Raw genomic sequence first — 18,041 nt, 5'->3', positions numbered from 1 at the left:
AAAATCCAGATTGTTAAAATCTGGATTTTTTTTCGTTCAATTCTGTTTTGAAAATCATCACGTTTTCCCCGAATTTTCTGGCGATTATTTCTGAAAGATTATAAAGTTCATTTTCTATGAATTCTTGTCTTTTTTCATCGCTTTCGAAGATGAGAAGGAGATTAGTGTTTTTACCTTCGGTAAGCATTTCGGTATTCACTTCAGAAAGAATGTATTTTTCTACGTCTATAAAGTTTTCAACTAAACTCATCAATTCATTCTCTAAATATTGTTCCCAAGTCTGCAATTGGCTTTCTACAGTATGGAATGTTATGCTTAAAATGCTCATTTTTCTTATTTTTGGAAATTATTTTGCAAAAATACTCAAAAATGACAAAAGGAATTCTTACTGTTCTGCTTTTATTGGTTTCTAATATATTCATGACATTTGCGTGGTATGGTCATCTCAAATTCCAAGAGTGGGGTTGGATGAAAAAATCTGTACTTTGGTCGGTTATTCTCATTAGTTGGGGATTTGCGTTGTTTGAATATATTTTTCAAGTACCAGCTAATAGATTAGGCTTTAGAGAAAATGGAGGGCCTTTTACATTATTTCAGTTGAAAATTATACAAGAAGTAGTTACGTTGGTTGTTTTTACCGTATTTGCAGTATTTTTCTTTAGAAATGAATCGTTTAAATGGAATCATCTAGCGGCTTTTGTCTGTTTAGTTTTGGCGGTTTATTTTGTTTTCAAAAAATGATAAATATTAGCTTATTTGTGGATAATAAATTGTGAATTTTCATCACTTTTTTCGGCATTTTTTCGTATATTCGTGCGTTATTTAAAATTGAAAAATTTAGAAATCAGTTTATTTTATTATAAGTCTGATTTTCAAATAATTAAAAAATAAAGTATGCATAAAGAAGGAGAAAGACTAATTCCTATCAACATCGTTGATGAAATGAAATCCTCTTACATTGATTACTCAATGTCGGTAATTGTTTCCAGAGCGTTACCAGATGTAAGAGACGGCTTAAAACCTGTTCACAGAAGAGTTTTATACGGGATGTATGGTTTGGGCGTTTTTTCGAACAGAAAATATTTAAAATCTGCAAGAATTGTAGGGGATGTTTTGGGTAAATATCACCCTCATGGAGATTCTTCGGTATATGATGCAATGGTGAGAATGGCGCAACCATGGAGTTTGCGTTATCCGCAAGTAGATGGTCAAGGTAACTTCGGTTCTATGGACGGAGATCCACCAGCTGCAATGCGTTACACCGAAGCGAGATTAAAGAAAATTTCAGACGAAATTCTTTCTGATTTAGATAAAGAAACAGTAGATTTTCAGAATAACTTTGATGATTCATTGACTGAACCAAAAGTAATGCCTACCAAGATTCCAAATCTTTTGGTTAACGGAACTTCTGGGATTGCTGTAGGTATGGCTACCAATATGGCGCCACATAACTTATCTGAAGCTGTAGATGCTATCTGTGCCTATATAGACAATAGAGAAATTACTATTGATGAATTAATGAAGCATATCATTGCTCCAGATTTCCCAACGGGCGGTATTATTTATGGCTATGATGGTGTAAGAGACGCTTTCCATACAGGTAGAGGAAGAATTGTACTTCGTGCTAAAGTAAGTTTCGAAGAAATAGGCAATAGAAATGCCATCATCGTTACCGAAATTCCTTACCAAGTCAATAAAGCAGAAATGATTGCCAGAACTGCAGAATTGGTAAAAGATGAAAAAATTCCTGGAATTTATGAAATTAGAGACGAGTCTGACAGAAACGGTCTTAGAGTAGTTTATGAACTGAAGAATGATGCGATTCCAAATGTAGTTCTTAACTTATTGTATAAATATACTGCTTTACAAACTTCTTTCTCTGTAAACAACATCGCTTTAGTTCATGGTAGACCAGAACAATTAAACCTTAAAGATATTATTCATCATTTTGTAGACCATCGTCACGAAGTGATTGTAAGAAGAACGGAATATGAGCTGAAAAAAGCGAAAGAAAGAGCACATATTTTAGAAGGTTTCATGAAGGTAATCGGTTCACAAGAATCTCTAGATAAAGCGATTGCAATTATTCGTCATTCTTCTACGCCACAAGATGCAAAAGAAGGCTTAATTGCAGAATTTGAACTTTCTGAAATTCAAGCTCAAGCGATTCTAGACTTACGTCTTGCTCGTTTAACAGGAATGGAGCTTGACAAAATTAGAGCTGAATATGAAGAAATTATGGCTTTAATTAAAGATTTGGAAGATATCTTGACCAATGAACCAAGAAGATACCAAATCATCAAAGATGAATTGTTAGAAGTTAAAGAAAAATACGGAGACGAAAGACGTTCAGAAATAGATTACTCAGGTGGAGAAATGTCTATAGAAGACTTAATTCCAGACGAAAAAGTAGTTCTTACTATTTCTCATGCGGGTTACATCAAGAGAACGCCACTTTCTGAATACAAAGTTCAAAGTAGAGGTGGAGTTGGTAACAAAGCCGCTACAACTAGAGATGCCGATTTCTTAGAATACATTGTTTCGGCGACCAATCACCAATACATGATGTTCTTTACCGAAAAAGGAAAATGTTTCTGGTTAAGAGTATTCGAAATTCCTGAAGGTTCTAAAACAGCTAAAGGAAGAGCAGTTCAGAATTTAATTAACATCGAACCAGATGATAAAATCAGAGCATACATCAGAACCAATGATCTAAAAGATGTAGACTATGTAAATTCTATGTATGTAGTAATGGTGACTAAAAATGGTATTATCAAGAAAACTTCTCTTGAACAATATTCTAGACCTAGAGTAAATGGTATTAATGCTATTGAAATTAGAGAAGATGACCAATTATTAGAAGCTAAATTAACTACAGGAACTTCTGAAATCATGATTGCCACTAAAGGTGGTAAATGTATCAGATTCCCAGAAGAAAAAGTAAGAGCAGTAGGTAGAACTTCTATTGGAGTTCGTGGTGTAGATTTATCTGATGGAGATGAGGTAATTGGCATGATTGTGGTAAATGATATTCAAAATGAGACGGTATTAGTTGTTTCAGAGAAAGGATATGGTAAACGTACCGCAGTAGAAGATTACAGAATTACCAACAGAGGTGGAAAAGGAGTAATTACACTTAACATTACCGAAAAAACAGGAAATCTTATTGCAATTCAGTCAGTTACTGATGAAGATGGTTTGATGATTATCAACAAATCTGGAGTTGCCATAAGAATGGGAATGGATGATTTAAGAGTAATGGGTAGAAATACACAAGGAGTAAGAATGATTAACTTAAAAAATAATGACGAGATTGCTGCTGTTGCTAAAGTAATGATGGATAAAGAAGTAGAAGAAGAAACTGAAGAAACAGTAGATAATAATGACGAAGAAACTCAAAATCAAGCTCCTATAGAATCTCAAGAAGATACATTAAATAATAACGAAGAAGAATAGTATTATATTTAGGACAAGTTGATGACTTGTCCTTTCTTAAAAATTTAATTTTTACATTATGAAAAAAATAATTTTAAGTGCAGCGGTTATTGCCTTTGGTTTTTCATTTGGACAAAAAAAAGAAATTACAGCTGCTTTCAAAGCAATCGAAGCAAATGATACTGCTACAGCTAATTCACAAATTGGTGCTGCAGATGCAATTTTAGGAGGTAAGACTTACCTTTTAGAGCCTTCAGTTTTAGAACAGTATTATTATGCTAAAGGCTTGGGACTTCTAAATACCGGTAAGGTTTCAGAAGGCGCAGAAGTATTAGCAAATATTTCTGCACTTGGAAAATCTAAAATTTATGTAGGTAAAAATGCAGATAAGCAAAAAGTGTATTATGTAGGAAAACAGGCTGCAGATGCATCAGGTGTTGCTAATCTAAAAGAAGAAGCTTATGTGCCTACATTGGCTGGAAGTCTTGGTGCGAAAATTAACCCACTTTTGACAAAAGCTAATGATGAAGCAATGGCTGCTTATAATGCTAAAAACCACGAATTGGCTGGGAAAAAATTCTTAGAAGTTAATAATTTATTAGCAGCTGGTGGTGGCGAAGATAAATTATATAAATATTATGCAGGAATTTCTTTTGCTCAAGGTCAAAAAAATGCAGAAGCTGCAAAAGTTTATAATGAGTTAATTAATGAAGGTTATACTGGTGTAAAAACTGAGTATAAAGCTAAGAATAAAAAAACAGGAGCAGTAGAAAACCTAGACAAAAATACTTGGGATTTATATAAAAAAATGGGAGCAACTGGAGATTATACTGATTTCAAATCAGAAAATACTCCAAGTGTAGAGCAAGAATTATATGAAACAGCTGTAGCTTTAGAAATTGAAAATCAAAATTATGATTCAGCATTAGCTTTAATTGAAAAAGGATTAGTTAAATTTCCAAAAAGTAGCAAATTAACAGAACAACAAGGTACTATCTATTACAAATCTGGAAAAATGGATCAGTTCATGGCTAACCTAAAAGACCAAGTTGCAAAAAATCCTAACGACAAAATTTCTTGGTATAATTTAGGCGTTTTGGCAAGTAAAGATCCTAGCAAATTAGCTGAAGCAGAAGGTTATTTCAAAAAATCTTTAGAAATAGACCCTAATTATGCAGAAGCTTTACAGGGTATGGTATTTAACATTTATGTAAATGGAGATGATAAAGCCATTGCTGCAATTGATGAGGCTAGAAAAGCAAAAAAAATGGATGTATTCAATAAACTTTTAGCAGAAAGAAGAGCTAAGTTAAGTAAAGCGATTCCATATGCTGAAAAAATTTATTCTTTAAATCCTAAAGATTTAGAAATTGTTTCATTATTAAAAGGTTTGTATCAAACCTCACATAATGATGCTAAATTCCAAGAAATGAAAGCAGTAGAAGCTGCTCTAAAAGCTGGAAAATAATCAATACTTCATACATAAAAATAAATCCCGAAGAAATTCGGGATTTATTTTTTTACTAAAAGTTTCTCGCAGACCATTTTGCTTAAAACCTCGGTTCTATCTGAAAACGCTATCTGCATAGAACCATCAAACTTTTCTATACTTTTAATCAAAATTTCTACACCCAAAGCTAGATTTCTCTGATTCAGATAATTTAGGAAATCATCTGTAGAAATAGTAACCGAAGTGAGGATTATCGTTTCATTTATTTTACATTCACTTAGTTTTTTAAGATTTTGAGTGATAATGACACCGTCTTTATCTGGGATGGGTTCGCCATGAGGATCTACTTTTGGAAAATTCAGGATTTCATCCATCTTATCAAAAAAATCTTCAGAGTGTACGTGCTCTAGTTGTTCTGCAATTTCATGTACATTTTCCCAACCGAATCCCATTTTTTCAACTAAAAACATTTCTGTTAATCGGTGTTTTCTTACAACTATAGCGGCTTCTTTTCTGCCTAATTCTGTTACCCTTATTGGTTTATACGTTTCATAAATTACCCAATTTTTATCTGCAAACTTTTTCATCATGCTGTTTACAGAAGGCATTTTTATTTGTAAAAATTTGCTTAATTCATTTACAGTAACCTGATTTTCAGAATCTAGTAAGTGGAAAATGGCTTTTAAATAGTTTTCTTCGGTAAGGGAATTCATGTTGTTAGATGTATTATTTTTCAAATCTAACATTTTATTTTTACATAAAAAAACCTCCAATTGCTTGGAGGTAAAAACTAATAACCATGAAAACTCAAATTAAACATGAGAATCGTTATTAATATTGCAAATAACGTGCCAAAAGAAAATGGCTCTCTTTGAAATAAGTTTCCTTTGCAAAAGTACAAAAATATCTTACATTTGCAAAAAATATTTTTAAAAAATTATGTCAGGTAACATTACATTTACAATGATTAAGCCAGATGCGGTTGCAGATGGGCACATTGGAGCAATTTTAGGGAAAATTGCAGAAGCTGGATTTAAATTCAAAGCATTAAAATTAACTCAATTAACAGTTGCAGATGCTAAAAAATTCTATGAAGTACACGCAGAAAGACCTTTCTACGGAGAATTAGTAGAATTTATGTCTTCTGGACCAATTGTAGCTGCGGTTTTAGAAAAAGAAAATGCAGTAGAAGATTTCAGAAAACTAATCGGTGCTACCAATCCTGCTGAAGCTGCAGAAGGTACCATTAGAAAGATGTTTGCAAGAAGCGTAGGTGAAAATGCAGTTCACGGTTCAGATTCTGATGAAAATGCTCTAATTGAAGCGCAATTCCATTTTTCTGGAAGAGAAATTTTCTAATCAAATAGTATTACCCAAAATTTATAAAAAAAGTTCGAGAATCTTCTCGAACTTTTTATTTTTTATCTCTTTAAGTAATTTTAAACTTTTAACAGTTCAATTGTTCTTTCTGGATTTTCACTGGCAAAAACTGCATTTCCCGCCACCAAAACATCTGCACCTGCTTCGAAGAGTTTTGGAGCGTTTTCGGTATTTACACCGCCGTCTATTTCGATGAGCGCTGTAGAATTGTTCTCCAGAATCAATTCTTTGGTTTCTCTGATTTTCTTGTAGGTGTTTTCTATAAATTTTTGTCCACCAAAACCAGGATTTACGCTCATTAATAAAACCAAATCTACTTCGGTAATAATATCTTCTAATACCCAAACTGGAGTAGAGGGATTGAGAACTACACCGGCTTTTGCACCTTTGTCTTGAATCAAATTAATGGTTCTGTGAAGATGGGTACATGCTTCATAGTGTACAGAAACCAAGTCTGCGTCGTAATTGATAAATTCTTCTACATATTTATCTGGTTCTACAATCATAAGATGCACATCTACAAATTTTTTGGCGTGTTCCTGAATGGCTTTCATTACTGGGAAGCCAAAAGAAATATTCGGAACGAATCTTCCGTCCATCACGTCTACGTGAAACCAATCTGCTTGACTGCGGTTGATCATTTCTATATCACGCTGTAAATTCCCAAAATCTGCAGATAAAACTGAAGGTGCAATAAGTTTTGTTTTCATTTTATTTTTTACTTCTTTCGTTTAGATTTTTAAAGTATTGATATAAAAAAAAGATAGCGAGTTGCTATCTTTTTTGCGTTTTGCTGATAGCTGAATGCTTACAGCTTTATTATTTTCCTAAATAAGACTTCAAGATTTTGCTTCTAGAGTTGTGTTTCAATCTCTTAATTGCTTTTTCTTTAATCTGTCTTACTCTTTCTCTCGTTAAGTCGAAAGTTTCACCTATTTCTTCTAAAGTCATAGGATGTTTTCCATTGAGACCGAAATATAATCTTACCAAATCTGCTTCTCTTGGTGTAAGCGTTTGTAAAGCTCTTTCAATCTCTATTTGTAGAGATTCTAGCATTAAGTCTTTATCTGGACTTGGTGATTCACCAGAACGTAAAACGTCATATAAGTTAGAATCTTCTCCTTCTACTAATGGTGCGTCCATAGATAAGTGACGACCAGAGTTTTTCATAGATTCTTTAATATCTTCTTCGCTCATGTCTAGAACTTCTGCCAATTCTTCTGGTGAAGGTGGTCTTTCGTTTTCTTGTTCTAAGTGTGCGTAAGCTTTGTTGATTTTATTGATTGAACCAATTTTGTTCAAAGGTAATCTTACAATTCTAGATTGCTCTGCAAGAGCTTGTAAGATAGATTGTCTAATCCACCAAACTGCATAAGAAATAAATTTGAAACCTCTGGTTTCGTCATATCTTTTAGCAGCTTTCATTAGGCCAAGGTTTCCTTCATTAATAAGGTCAGGAAGAGATAATCCTTGGTTTTGATATTGTTTTGATACAGACACCACGAAACGCAAGTTGGCTTTAATCAACTTTTCTAGAGCAGCTCTGTCTCCGTTACGGATTCTTTGAGCTAGTTCTACTTCTTCGTCTGCTGTGATGAGTTCTACTTTACCAATTTCTTGCAAATATTTGTCAAGGGAAGCGGTTTCTCTATTGGTAACCTGTTTTGTAATTTTTAACTGTCTCATATCTTATTATACGTAAATGATAACGAAAAGGTTACACGTTTTATTGAAAATAATGAAAAAACATCTAAATTTTATAGAAAAAGCCAATAATTAGTGTGCCATTTCCAGCTTTCGCCAGTCGCTATCTCAAAAGCCAAGCCCAATTCCCCTATTTTTTGAGATGAGCTCCAACAATGGCTTAATCTGGGGCGCAGTTTTTCGTATTTTAACACATTCGGAAATAAATATAACTTTTCTTAAATTTTTTATGTCATATTTCTCATTTTCTCCTCAATAATATTTAATTTAGTCCTATGAAATATTCTTTTAAAAACGACTATTCAGAAGGTTGTCATCCCAGTATTTTAGCAGCGTTGATGCGCACCAATTCTTCTCAACAAAATGGTTATGGTTTAGATGATTATTGTGTAGAAGCAGAAAAATTCATTCTTCAAAAAGCAAATGCACCTCATTCCAAAGTTCATTTTGTAAGTGGAGGCACTCAAGCGAATTTATTGGTGATTTCATCAATTCTAAGACCTCACGAAAGTGTGGTTTCTGCAACTACTGGTCATATTTTTACCAACGAGGCAGGAGCCATAGAAGCAACAGGTCACAAAGTTCATGGTGTAGAAACCATAGATGGTAAATTGACTCCAGAACTTGTACAAAGTGTGATAGAGGTTCATCAAAATAAACCTCATCAACTGAAACAGAAATTGGTTTACATTTCTAATTCTACAGAAATTGGAACCATTTACAAAAAAAATGAATTAGAAAATCTTTCAAAATTCTGCAAAGAAAACGGTTTGTACCTCTTTATGGATGGTGCTAGATTAGGACAAGCACTTACTGCAGAGAGCAATGATTTAATGCTAGAAGATGTAGCGAAGTTTACAGATGTTTTTTATCTTGGCGGAACTAAAAACGGAGCTTTATTAGGAGAAGCTATTGTGATTAACAACCCAATTTTACAAGAAGAATTCGGGTTTCATATCAAGCAAAAAGGTGCAATGTTGGCAAAAGGAAGAATACTCGGTATTCAGTTTCAAGAGTTGTTAAAAGAAGACTTGTATTGGGATTTAGCAAAACATGCTAATCAACAAGCCATGAAAATTAAACAAACTTTCAAAGAAATTGGTTGCGATCTTTTGGCTGAAACGGATACCAACCAGATTTTCCCGATTTTAGAAAATTTACAAATTGAGAAACTTTCAGAGCAGTTTGATTTTTATGTTTGGAAGAAAATAGACGCGCAAAAATCTGCTATTAGAATTATCACGTCTTGGGCTACAGAAACTGAAGTGGTAGAACGTTTTTGTCAAGAAATTTCGAAATTAAAATAAATAAAACCAACAATCAATAATGAAAAAACTTATACTTTCAATTTTTTTAATTCCTGTTGTATTTTCTGCACAACAAACTGTTTCCAGAGATGCAGAAATTGCGAATTATGTGTCGCAAGTAAGCGCAGATTCTCTAAAATCTCATATCAATAAATTAGTAAGTTTTGGTACTCGTCATACCATGAGTTCTACAACTGATTCCAAAAAAGGAATCGGTGCTGCTAGAAATTGGGTGCTTTCTAAATTTAGAAATTATGCTAAAAATGCTGATGGAAGAATGGAAGTTTTTCTACAAAATCAAACCATTCAACCTGATGGAAAACGAATCAATCAGCCTACAGATTTAGGAAACGCTATTGCCATTTTACGTGGGACAGATCCCAATGATAAAAGAATTTTTATGATTGGCGGACACCTAGATTCCAGAGTTTCTGATGTGATGAATAACAAAGATTTCGCACCGGGAGCCAATGACGACGGAAGCGGAGTAGGAGCCGTAATAGAATCTGCTAGAGTTTTGAGCCAATCAAAATTCCCAGCAACCATTGTTTTTGTAGCGTTTTCTGGCGAAGAACAAGGTTTATTAGGTGCAAAAATGCTTGCAGAAAAGGCAAAAAATGAAAATTGGCAATTAGAAGCTTTGCTTAATAATGATATGGTAGGGAATAATCTTTCTAGTGAAACCAATTTAATTAATGCCAATCAGTTAAGAGTTTTTTCTGAAGGTTTACCACAATTTGATTTGGACAAAAAAGCTCAAGGAATTAGAAATTTAGGTTTAGAAAATGATGGCGAAGCCAGACAATTAGCAAGATATATTAAGGAAATTGGAGAGCGTTATGTGGACAATTTAGAAGTTAAATTAATCTACAGAAACGACAGATTTCTTCGTGGTGGTGATCATACTTCATTTGTGAATCAAGGTTTTTCAGCAGTAAGATTAACTGAATTTAATGAAAATTATGACCATCAACATCAAGATATCAGAAAAGAAAATGGTAAGCAATTTGGGGATTTACCAGAGTTTATGGATTTTGAATATTTCAAGAAAAATGTTGGCGTTAATGTTTCTGTTTTGGCAAATTTGGCAAAATCTCCTTCTAAACCAGAAAATGTGAAAATGGATGTAAAAGAATTGACCAATTTCACTACCATTCATTGGGAAAAACCAAAAAATGGAGAAGTTTCAGGTTACTACGTTCTCATGCGTGAAACCGATTCTTCTACTTGGCAAAAGAAATTTTTCACCAAAGAAAATTCTATGAAACTGCCTTATTCTAAAGATAATTATTTCTTTGCAGTACAAGCGGTAAACAGTTCAGGAAACGAAAGTCTCATCGTAATTCCGAGTGTAAGATAAAATAAAAAGTCCCGAAATTTTCGGGACTTTTTTTGTTTTAAAATTATAATTGTTTTTTGAAACCAACTTCTCTTCTCCATTTTTTAAATTCTCCTGGAGACATTGTTCCTTGCGGAACTTCGGTTACCCTTTTGCTTTTAGATTTTGGTTTTTCTTTCACTTCTAACGATTTCTTTTCTGTAACTCCATTGATGGAAATTTCTACCGTGTATTTTCCTGGCGTGATGTAAACATTGCCATCATCTGCTTTTTTAGATTTTTTAGTTGCATTTACGGTCAAATCATAATTGATGGTATTAAATCCTTTGTCAGCAGAATGATTAATGATTTTTATGGTTTCATTTTGAGCATTGATTATTTTAGTGAAAGCGTTTCCAGCATTTTTAGTGTAAAATTCTAATGGGAAATTCTGTTTTTCAATTTCAGTGAAATTATTGTAAGATTTGCTCCAATTTTCTTTGAAATTCACGTTTTCTATATCATAAACGATTAAATCTTTAGCTAAATTTTCTGGCGTTAATTTTTGTAATTTCTTCACATCGGCAATGTAAATACTTCTTCCGTGAGTTGCTACAATTAATTCATTATCTCTGTGATGAACTTTTAAATCGTGGACAGCTACATTAGGAAGAGTAGCGTTATTGGCAGACATAAACGTTTTTCCTCGGTCTAGAGAAATGTACAATCCGTTATCGGTTCCTACAAACAGAAGATTTTCGTTAGTATGGTCTTCTCTGATGACATTAATAGGTTCTGAAGGTAAATCTTCGCCAATTTTCTTCCAAGTTTTCCCGAAATCATCAGAAATGTAAAGCAATGCACGGAAATCGTCTTCTCTATATGCATTTAAACTCAAATACACTCTAGATTCTGAGAAAGAAGAAGGTTGAACCATAGAAACCCAAAATCCAGGAAAATCGCCTATTTTTTGCCAAGAATTTCCGCCGTCTTTGGTTACATTAACCAATCCATCATCACTTCCTGCATAAATTAATCCGAATTTTTTCGGACTTTCTTCAACTGTTGAAAGGGTAGAATAAGGCACATTTTCTTGTTTGGTATTTCTGGTTAAATCTCCAGAAATTTTTTGCCAAGTTTCGCCTTTGTCCATACTTCGGAAAACACTTTGCGAAGCAAAATAAACGATGTCTTGATTATGACGAGAAATCTGAAAAGGAGCTTCCCAATTGAAACGAAGCGGATTTTCACCAATTTCTCTAGGAACTTCTAGATATTTTCTTTCATTGGTTTTTCTGTTAATTCTGAAATAATTTCCGAACTGAAAACCAGTATAAATAGTGGCATTATCTCTGAAATCTACACGCACTTGCATTCCGTCTCCTCCTAGGAGAAATTTGAAGTTATCGCCATTATCAAATTTCCCTTTTTTATAATCAAATTTATTGCTTGATGGTCCAAACCAAACGCCGTTATCTTGCATTCCGCCATAAACATTGTAAGGTTTTTCTAAATCATAATCCACAGAATAAAACTGTGAAACGGGCAGAGAATTGCAATGAATGTATGAATTTCCATTATCGTAAGAAATATTGATTCCGCCGTCATTTCCATTGATGAAATGATTGTCATTTTTTGGGTTAAACCAAATCGCGTGATGGTCTGCATGTACATTCTGTGAATCTATAGATTTGAATGATTTTCCTCCATTTTCTGAAACTAAAATCGGAACACCTGCAATGATTACTTTATCTGGATTAGTAGGCGAAACCCAAATTTGCCCGAAATAATAACCATAAGTATAATATAAACCGTCTAGATTTTTTTCGTTGGTTTTTCTCCAAGATTTTCCTGCATCATCAGAGCGGTAAACTTCTGCACCTTCAATTTCTATGTTGAATAAATCATCATTTCCGTTGTGTGTATAGTTGAAAATATCTTTTACCGTGATTTTATTTTCTCTGAGCGATTTCTTAAGGTTTTCTGAAGTGTATCTTTCAGGGAAACGTTCTCCGTCAAGGTATTCATTAACCGTTTTATCATCTAAAGCCAAGAATTCTTCTTTGGTGATTTTTTGCATTTTGGCTTTGTCCAAAAATTTTTCAGTTTTTTCTTCTTTTACGGCAGAAACAGGTCTTGTTTTTTGATTATCAACAATCGCATAAATGATATTTGGATTTTTTGGGAAAATGGAAAGTCCTATTCTTCCTACGTTTTCATCTGCTGGAAAGCCAGAATCTTTAGTAGAAATTTTTTGCCAAGATTCACCACCATCATTTGATTTGAAAATTCCAGATGAAGCTCCACTTTCTATAAATTTCCACGCTTTACGTTCTTTGTACCAAAGTGTAGCGTAAACTTCTTTTGGGTTTTGTGGATTAATTGCTAAATCAATTGCTCCAGAATTTTGGTCAGCCGAAAGTGTTTTTTTCCAAGTTTTACCGCCGTCATTGGTTTTATAAACACCTCTTTCTGCGTTTGGAGAATATAAATGACCAACTGCTGCAACCCAGATTTCATTATTGTTTTCGGGATTTACCACAATTCTTCCAATGTGATGCGTGTCTTTTAAGCCTAGGTTTTGCCAAGTTTTTCCTTGGTCTGTACTTTTATAAATGCCCATTCCCGAATAAGAAGAACGAGAAGAATTGCTTTCGCCTGTTCCTATGAATATGGTTTTGGTTTTCCAGTCTACGTAAATATCACCTATTGTCATTACGGCTTCTCTGTCGAAAATAGGAGTGAAGGTAGTTCCATTATTATTGGTGTACCACAATCCACCGGAAGCATACGCTACATAAAATTCTGTTGGATTTTCTGGATTGGCATCTATATCTGTAACTCTACCACTCATGGTAGTAGGGCCAATATTTCTGAATTGAAGGTTTTTAAGAATAGAATTTTCTTCTAATTTTTTTCTTTGTTCGTAACCTTTCCAGCGTTCTTCTGCAGAAGTAGGATTGAGTTTAAGGTTTTGCGCATGATGAAAAGAAAATGCAAGAAGTGCAGTAGTTAAAACAATTTTAGAAATTTTCATTTGGTATTTATTGATTTTTTCAAAGTTAATAAAATTTATTACAATCAATTTTGAGAAAAATTTACTTATTTTTAAAGAAAAAAAGTGAGATACATCACCAGAAGTATTTGGATTTTATCGGTAATCAGTTTACTGACTGATACTGCAAGTGAAATGCTATATCCAATTATGCCAATTTATTTAAAATCTATTGGTTTTTCCATTGTTTTAATTGGTATTCTAGAAGGTGTTGCTGAAGCTACAGCAGGTTTAAGTAAAGGGTATTTTGGTAAAAAATCTGATGTTTCTGCCAAGAGAGTTCCTTTTGTGCAATTAGGGTACGCTCTAAGTGCTATTTCTAAACCGATGATGGCGGTTTTTACTTTCCCGATTTGGATATTTTTTGCAAGAACAATTGATAGAATAGGGAAAGGGGTGAGAACAGGTGCAAGAGATGCGCTTTTATCAGACGAAGCTACTTCAGAAAATAAAGCGAAGGTCTTTGGCTTTCATAGAAGCATGGATACATTTGGTGCTGTTTTAGGACCTAGTCTGGCGTTAATTTATCTTTATTTTTATCCGGAAAATTATAAGACACTTTTTTTGATTGCTTTTATTCCGGGAATTTTGGCAGTAATTGCTTCTTATTTTTTGAAAGAGAAAAAGCATGACGCAGAACCCGAGAAGAGAAATGTTTCTTTTTTTTCTTTTTTGAATTATTGGAAGGAGAGTAGTGATGAATACAGAAAATTGGTTGTGGGCTTATTGGTTTTTACATTATTCAACAGTTCTGATGTTTTTTTACTGCTAAAAATGAAAGAGTCTGGAGTTTCTGACCAATTGCTCATTATAATCTATATTTTTTATAATTTAATTTATGCTTTGTTGGCTTTCCCTATTGGTATTTTGGCGGATAAATTAGGTTTGAAAAGGATTTTTATTTTTGGTTTATTGGTTTTTTCAATAGTTTATTTTGGAATGAGTTTTAATAGGAATTACTATGTTTTTTTTCTATTATTTTTTCTGTATGGTGTTTATGCATCTGCCACAGAAGGAATTTCTAAAGCATGGATTACTAATATTTCAGATAAAAAAGATACGGCAACTGCTATAGGGACTTTTTCTTCATTTCAAAGTATTTTTACAATGATGGCAAGTTCTCTTGCAGGTTTTATTTGGTATCAATTTGGGGCAGAAATTACCTTTATTACAACAGGAATTGTAACTGTTTTGGTAGTTTTTTATTTTTTGACTATTGTGAAAGTAAAAAACTAAGTCTCTATTTTATTCGGAATTTTGCGCTAACGATGGAAGCGGCATCCTTTTTTAAATTTTAGTAAATTGCTTTGAGAAAATTTAAAAAAGATATAGCGGACAGCGTGTTAAGGCGCCATAAAAAAATCCATTCAACAAAGTGTTGAATGGATTGTGTATTTTAAAAGTTATGAGATTTTATTCTCCGTTGTATTTATCTACTACTTTTTGAGAAACTCCTGTGTTGCTGAAACCACCATCGTTATACAAGTTTTGCATAGTTACTTTTCTGGTAAGGTCTGAGAACATAGCTACACAATAATTAGCACAATCTAGTGCGGTAGCGTTTCCTAGAGGAGACATATCTTCTGCAAATCCCATAAATCCTCCAAAACCTTTTACACCAGATCCTGCTGTAGTTACCGTAGGAGACTGAGAAATGGTATTAACTCTTACTTTTTTCTCTCCCCAATAATAACCAAAAGATCTCGCGATAGATTCTAGGTAAGATTTGTTGTCTCCCATGTCGTTATAATCTGGGAAAGTTCTTTGTGCAGCGATATAAGTAAGTGCTACAATAGAACCCCACTCATTCATACAATCTTTTTCCCAAGCGGTTTTCATTACTTTGTGGAAAGAAACTGCAGAAACATCCCAACCTTTTTCTAACCAATCATAGTTAATATCTGTATAATGTTTGCCTTTTCTTACGTTTACAGACATTCCGATAGAGTGAAGGATGAAATCTATTTTACCAAATTTAGCGATAGCTGCATCAAAAAGTTTTCCTAAATCTTCCATAGAAGTAGCATCTGCGCCAATTACCTCTGAATTAGTTTTTTGTGCTAAAGCATCTATTTCGCCCATTCTCATTGCTATAGGAGCGTTTGAAAGGATAAATTCTGCACCTTCTTCATGACAACGTTCTGCTACTTTCCAAGCGATAGACTGATCATTAAGCGCACCGAAAATAATTCCTTTTTTACCTTTAAGTAATCCGTACATAATAATTTATTTTAGGCAAATTTATAAAAATATTGCTTATAGCATAAAAGAATCCCGAAAAATTCGGGATTCTAAATCAAAATGATGATTAAAAATTAATGGGTTCTGTCTCTGTATTCGTCTTTTACATTGTCTATCATGTCTTCGGTTTTATCCTTAACGTTTTCAGCGACATCTTTGGTTTTCTCCCAAATGTCATTGGCAACATCTTTGGTTTTTTCCCAAGCATTTTCTGCAGTATCTTTTACATCATCTACAAAATTTTCTGCTCTTTCTGACATGTTTTCCGCTGTATTTTCTACAGAGTTTACTGTTCTGTCTCTTGCTTCGTTTAATCTATCAGAAGCATTGTCTAATGGTTTGTTCGTGTCCATAATAATATATTTTGATTGGTTACTAAAGCAAATGTAGAATTATTAGGAACGACAGTTCTTACAGAATTATAAAGAATTATTATATCGTTAAAAAGAAAGAACCCCGAAATTCTTCGAGGTTCTTGCAACAAAAATTTGATTTTTATGAATAACTATTATTAGGAAGGTTGTATCTTTAGCTAAATTTTGTGATATTTTACATAACAAATTTACTCACTAATTTCACAAAATTTTGTTAACCAATTGATAAAGTTTTATTAAATTTTATAGCTGTAAAATATTAATTATCAATACTATCTATAATATGGAAGTCATAAGATGTGCATGGTGCGAAAAAGATGATTTATACCGAGATTATCATGATCTAGAATGGGGAAGACCTATCTATGATGATGAAACAATTTTTGAATTTTTAATTTTAGAGAGTTTTCAGGCTGGGTTAAGTTGGTACACTATTTTAGCCAAAAGAGAAAACTTCAGAACAGCTTTTGATTGTTTTGATTATCAAAAAATTGCGAAATATTCTGATAAAAAGGTAGAAGAGCTCATCCAAAATGCTGGAATTATAAGAAATAGGCTGAAAATTATGGCTACGATTAATAATGCTCAAAAATTTATAGAAGTTCAAAAGGAATTTGGTTCTTTCAGTAAATATATTTGGGGGTTTGTGAATCATCAACCGATTGTTAATCGTCCTAAAACCTTAAAAGAAGTTCCCGCAACTACCGAAATTTCTGATGCTCTTGCTAAAGACTTAAAGAAACGAGGTTTTAAATTCATGGGTTCTACAGTAGTTTATGCACACATGCAAGCCACAGGAATGGTAAATGATCATGTGGAAGACTGTTGGATTAAAACACAATGAAATTCTATTAAAAAATAAAAACCAGCTAAAATCTAGCTGGTTTTTTATTGAGAATAAAAAGTTTCTGACTTATTTGATAACTCTTTCTAATACCCATTCAATCATGTTTTTTTCTGATTGATGATGATCAGCAGAAAACTCTCCACGTCTTCTATTCGCAATCACATTATTAATGGTAACAGCTTTGTGTCCTAAAAGTTTAGACAAGCCATAAATCGCAGAAGTTTCCATTTCGAAATTGGTAACTCCTAAATCATTAAGTGTTTCCAAAAATTTATCATCTACGGCTTTTAAACGCAATTGTCTTCCTTGTGGAGCATAGAAACCTGGGAATGTAGCCGTGTTTCCTACGTATTTTGCATCTTTGAAGTAATCGTATTGAGATTCTGTCCATTCAGAGAAATAAAGCATTGGCTTAATTCTTTCGTATGGGAATTTTTCCATGAAATTTCTAGAAAATTCATTCTCAAACTGATAATCTTGATAGAAATGCATTAAACCATCTAAACCCACTACGTTTTGAGAAACCAACATGTTATCTACCTGTACATCTGGATTTACAGAACCACAAGTTCCTAATCTGAATAACTGAAGCGCAGTATGTTCTGATTTGAATTCTTTCTCCTTTAAATCAATATTCACCAAAGCATCTAGTTCGTTCATCACGATGTCTATGTTTTCTGTACCAATTCCGGTAGACATTACCGTAATTCTTTCTCCTCTTAAAGTTCCAGTATGCGTATAAAATTCTCTTTTATTTTTTTGAATTTCAATTTTATCAAAATATTGAGAAACTTTTGGAACCCTGTCTGGGTCGCCTACTAAAAGAATTTTTTCTGCGATATCTTCTGGTTGAAGATTAAGGTGATAAACGCTTCCGTCTGGATTTAAAACCAATTCTGAAGCTGCTAATTTATTCAACATAATTTTTAA

At 33.2% G+C, this 18,041-nt stretch carries 16 protein-coding genes; 8 read left to right on the top strand and 8 right to left on the bottom strand.

The features are described from left to right. Nucleotides 1-13 precede the first annotated feature (13 nt). The gene (locus N7277_RS09320) at nt 14-328 is read right to left on the bottom strand and encodes a DUF4286 family protein (RefSeq protein WP_274779290.1); all 315 of its coding nucleotides are present in this window, start codon (nt 326-328) and stop codon (nt 14-16) included. Nucleotides 329-369: 41 nt separating this feature from the next. Here N7277_RS09320 and N7277_RS09315 point away from each other — a divergent pair, with 41 nt between their 5' ends. The 3 genes from N7277_RS09315 (at nt 370) to N7277_RS09305 (ending at nt 4,903) form a co-directional block, all read left to right on the top strand. Further along, nucleotides 370-741, top strand: coding sequence for a DMT family protein (locus N7277_RS09315; RefSeq protein WP_274779289.1), 372 nt, complete (start codon nt 370-372; stop codon nt 739-741). A gap of 153 nt (nt 742-894) precedes the next feature. Beyond that, on the top strand, nt 895-3,456 hold the full coding sequence (gyrA, locus tag N7277_RS09310; protein WP_274779288.1) for a DNA gyrase subunit A: 2,562 nt from the start codon (nt 895-897) through the stop codon (nt 3,454-3,456). A gap of 58 nt (nt 3,457-3,514) precedes the next feature. Then, complete coding sequence (locus tag N7277_RS09305) at nt 3,515-4,903, top strand: hypothetical protein (RefSeq protein ID WP_274779287.1); 1,389 nt, start codon at nt 3,515-3,517, stop codon at nt 4,901-4,903. Nucleotides 4,904-4,947: 44 nt separating this feature from the next. Here N7277_RS09305 and N7277_RS09300 read toward each other — a convergent pair whose 3' ends face one another. Continuing rightward, the gene (locus N7277_RS09300) at nt 4,948-5,598 is read right to left on the bottom strand and encodes a metal-dependent transcriptional regulator (protein ID WP_274780825.1); all 651 of its coding nucleotides are present in this window, start codon (nt 5,596-5,598) and stop codon (nt 4,948-4,950) included. 226 nt (nt 5,599-5,824) lie between these two features. Between N7277_RS09300 and N7277_RS09295 the strand changes: the two genes are divergently transcribed. Beyond that, the gene (locus N7277_RS09295) at nt 5,825-6,244 is read left to right on the top strand and encodes a nucleoside-diphosphate kinase (RefSeq protein ID WP_274779286.1); all 420 of its coding nucleotides are present in this window, start codon (nt 5,825-5,827) and stop codon (nt 6,242-6,244) included. A gap of 80 nt (nt 6,245-6,324) precedes the next feature. Here the strand turns inward: N7277_RS09295 and rpe are convergent, their stop codons facing one another. Together rpe and N7277_RS09285 are read right to left on the bottom strand one after the other, a co-directional pair. Further along, nucleotides 6,325-6,975, bottom strand: coding sequence for a ribulose-phosphate 3-epimerase (gene rpe / locus N7277_RS09290; protein WP_274779285.1), 651 nt, complete (start codon nt 6,973-6,975; stop codon nt 6,325-6,327). A gap of 109 nt (nt 6,976-7,084) precedes the next feature. Next, nucleotides 7,085-7,951: a sigma-70 family RNA polymerase sigma factor gene (locus N7277_RS09285; protein ID WP_069797503.1), complete on the bottom strand. Its 867-nt coding sequence runs from the start codon at nt 7,949-7,951 to the stop codon at nt 7,085-7,087. Nucleotides 7,952-8,244: 293 nt separating this feature from the next. Between N7277_RS09285 and N7277_RS09280 the strand changes: the two genes are divergently transcribed. Both N7277_RS09280 and N7277_RS09275 read left to right on the top strand, forming a co-directional pair. Then, complete coding sequence (locus N7277_RS09280; protein ID WP_274779284.1) at nt 8,245-9,276, top strand: threonine aldolase family protein; 1,032 nt, start codon at nt 8,245-8,247, stop codon at nt 9,274-9,276. A gap of 19 nt (nt 9,277-9,295) precedes the next feature. Beyond that, nucleotides 9,296-10,636 (top strand): M28 family metallopeptidase, encoded by a 1,341-nt coding sequence (locus tag N7277_RS09275; RefSeq protein WP_274779283.1) that lies wholly within the window; start codon nt 9,296-9,298, stop codon nt 10,634-10,636. Nucleotides 10,637-10,679: 43 nt separating this feature from the next. Here the strand turns inward: N7277_RS09275 and N7277_RS09270 are convergent, their stop codons facing one another. Further along, nucleotides 10,680-13,631, bottom strand: coding sequence for a VPS10 domain-containing protein (locus N7277_RS09270; RefSeq protein WP_274779282.1), 2,952 nt, complete (start codon nt 13,629-13,631; stop codon nt 10,680-10,682). A gap of 84 nt (nt 13,632-13,715) precedes the next feature. Here N7277_RS09270 and N7277_RS09265 point away from each other — a divergent pair, with 84 nt between their 5' ends. Next, nucleotides 13,716-14,885: an MFS transporter gene (locus tag N7277_RS09265; RefSeq protein WP_274779281.1), complete on the top strand. Its 1,170-nt coding sequence runs from the start codon at nt 13,716-13,718 to the stop codon at nt 14,883-14,885. Between the two features lie 177 nt (nt 14,886-15,062). Here the strand turns inward: N7277_RS09265 and N7277_RS09260 are convergent, their stop codons facing one another. Together N7277_RS09260 and N7277_RS09255 are read right to left on the bottom strand one after the other, a co-directional pair. Then, the gene (locus N7277_RS09260) at nt 15,063-15,872 is read right to left on the bottom strand and encodes an enoyl-ACP reductase FabI (RefSeq protein WP_274780824.1); all 810 of its coding nucleotides are present in this window, start codon (nt 15,870-15,872) and stop codon (nt 15,063-15,065) included. A 92-nt stretch (nt 15,873-15,964) separates the two neighbouring features. Beyond that, nucleotides 15,965-16,243 (bottom strand): hypothetical protein, encoded by a 279-nt coding sequence (locus N7277_RS09255; protein ID WP_274779280.1) that lies wholly within the window; start codon nt 16,241-16,243, stop codon nt 15,965-15,967. A gap of 304 nt (nt 16,244-16,547) precedes the next feature. On the opposite strand from N7277_RS09255, the gene N7277_RS09250 reads away from it, so the two are divergent. Next, nucleotides 16,548-17,108: a DNA-3-methyladenine glycosylase I gene (locus N7277_RS09250; RefSeq protein ID WP_274779279.1), complete on the top strand. Its 561-nt coding sequence runs from the start codon at nt 16,548-16,550 to the stop codon at nt 17,106-17,108. 69 nt (nt 17,109-17,177) lie between these two features. On the opposite strand, the gene N7277_RS09245 is transcribed toward N7277_RS09250, so the two are convergent. After that, nucleotides 17,178-18,032 (bottom strand): nucleoside phosphorylase, encoded by an 855-nt coding sequence (locus N7277_RS09245; RefSeq protein ID WP_274779278.1) that lies wholly within the window; start codon nt 18,030-18,032, stop codon nt 17,178-17,180. Nucleotides 18,033-18,041 lie beyond the last annotated feature (9 nt).

The sequence above is a fragment of the Cloacibacterium sp. TD35 genome, assembly GCF_028864635.1.
Classification (GTDB): domain Bacteria; phylum Bacteroidota; class Bacteroidia; order Flavobacteriales; family Weeksellaceae; genus Cloacibacterium.
Note: the sequence above shows the minus strand (reverse complement) of the source record. Positions and strands in the feature narration are given on the sequence as shown.

Bases quoted from the DNA above. Each gene is read 5' to 3' on its own strand.
- N7277_RS09320 (WP_274779290.1), bottom strand. From the start codon at position 328: ATGAGCATTTTAAGCATAACATTCCATACTGTAGAAAGCCAATTGCAG.
- N7277_RS09315 (WP_274779289.1), top strand. From the start codon at position 370: ATGACAAAAGGAATTCTTACTGTTCTGCTTTTATTGGTTTCTAATATA.
- gyrA (WP_274779288.1), top strand. From the start codon at position 895: ATGCATAAAGAAGGAGAAAGACTAATTCCTATCAACATCGTTGATGAA.
- N7277_RS09305 (WP_274779287.1), top strand. From the start codon at position 3,515: ATGAAAAAAATAATTTTAAGTGCAGCGGTTATTGCCTTTGGTTTTTCA.
- N7277_RS09300 (WP_274780825.1), bottom strand. From the start codon at position 5,598: ATGAATTCCCTTACCGAAGAAAACTATTTAAAAGCCATTTTCCACTTA.
- N7277_RS09295 (WP_274779286.1), top strand. From the start codon at position 5,825: ATGTCAGGTAACATTACATTTACAATGATTAAGCCAGATGCGGTTGCA.
- rpe (WP_274779285.1), bottom strand. From the start codon at position 6,975: ATGAAAACAAAACTTATTGCACCTTCAGTTTTATCTGCAGATTTTGGG.
- N7277_RS09285 (WP_069797503.1), bottom strand. From the start codon at position 7,951: ATGAGACAGTTAAAAATTACAAAACAGGTTACCAATAGAGAAACCGCT.
- N7277_RS09280 (WP_274779284.1), top strand. From the start codon at position 8,245: ATGAAATATTCTTTTAAAAACGACTATTCAGAAGGTTGTCATCCCAGT.
- N7277_RS09275 (WP_274779283.1), top strand. From the start codon at position 9,296: ATGAAAAAACTTATACTTTCAATTTTTTTAATTCCTGTTGTATTTTCT.
- N7277_RS09270 (WP_274779282.1), bottom strand. From the start codon at position 13,631: ATGAAAATTTCTAAAATTGTTTTAACTACTGCACTTCTTGCATTTTCT.
- N7277_RS09255 (WP_274779280.1), bottom strand. From the start codon at position 16,243: ATGGACACGAACAAACCATTAGACAATGCTTCTGATAGATTAAACGAA.
- N7277_RS09250 (WP_274779279.1), top strand. From the start codon at position 16,548: ATGGAAGTCATAAGATGTGCATGGTGCGAAAAAGATGATTTATACCGA.
- N7277_RS09245 (WP_274779278.1), bottom strand. From the start codon at position 18,032: ATGTTGAATAAATTAGCAGCTTCAGAATTGGTTTTAAATCCAGACGGA.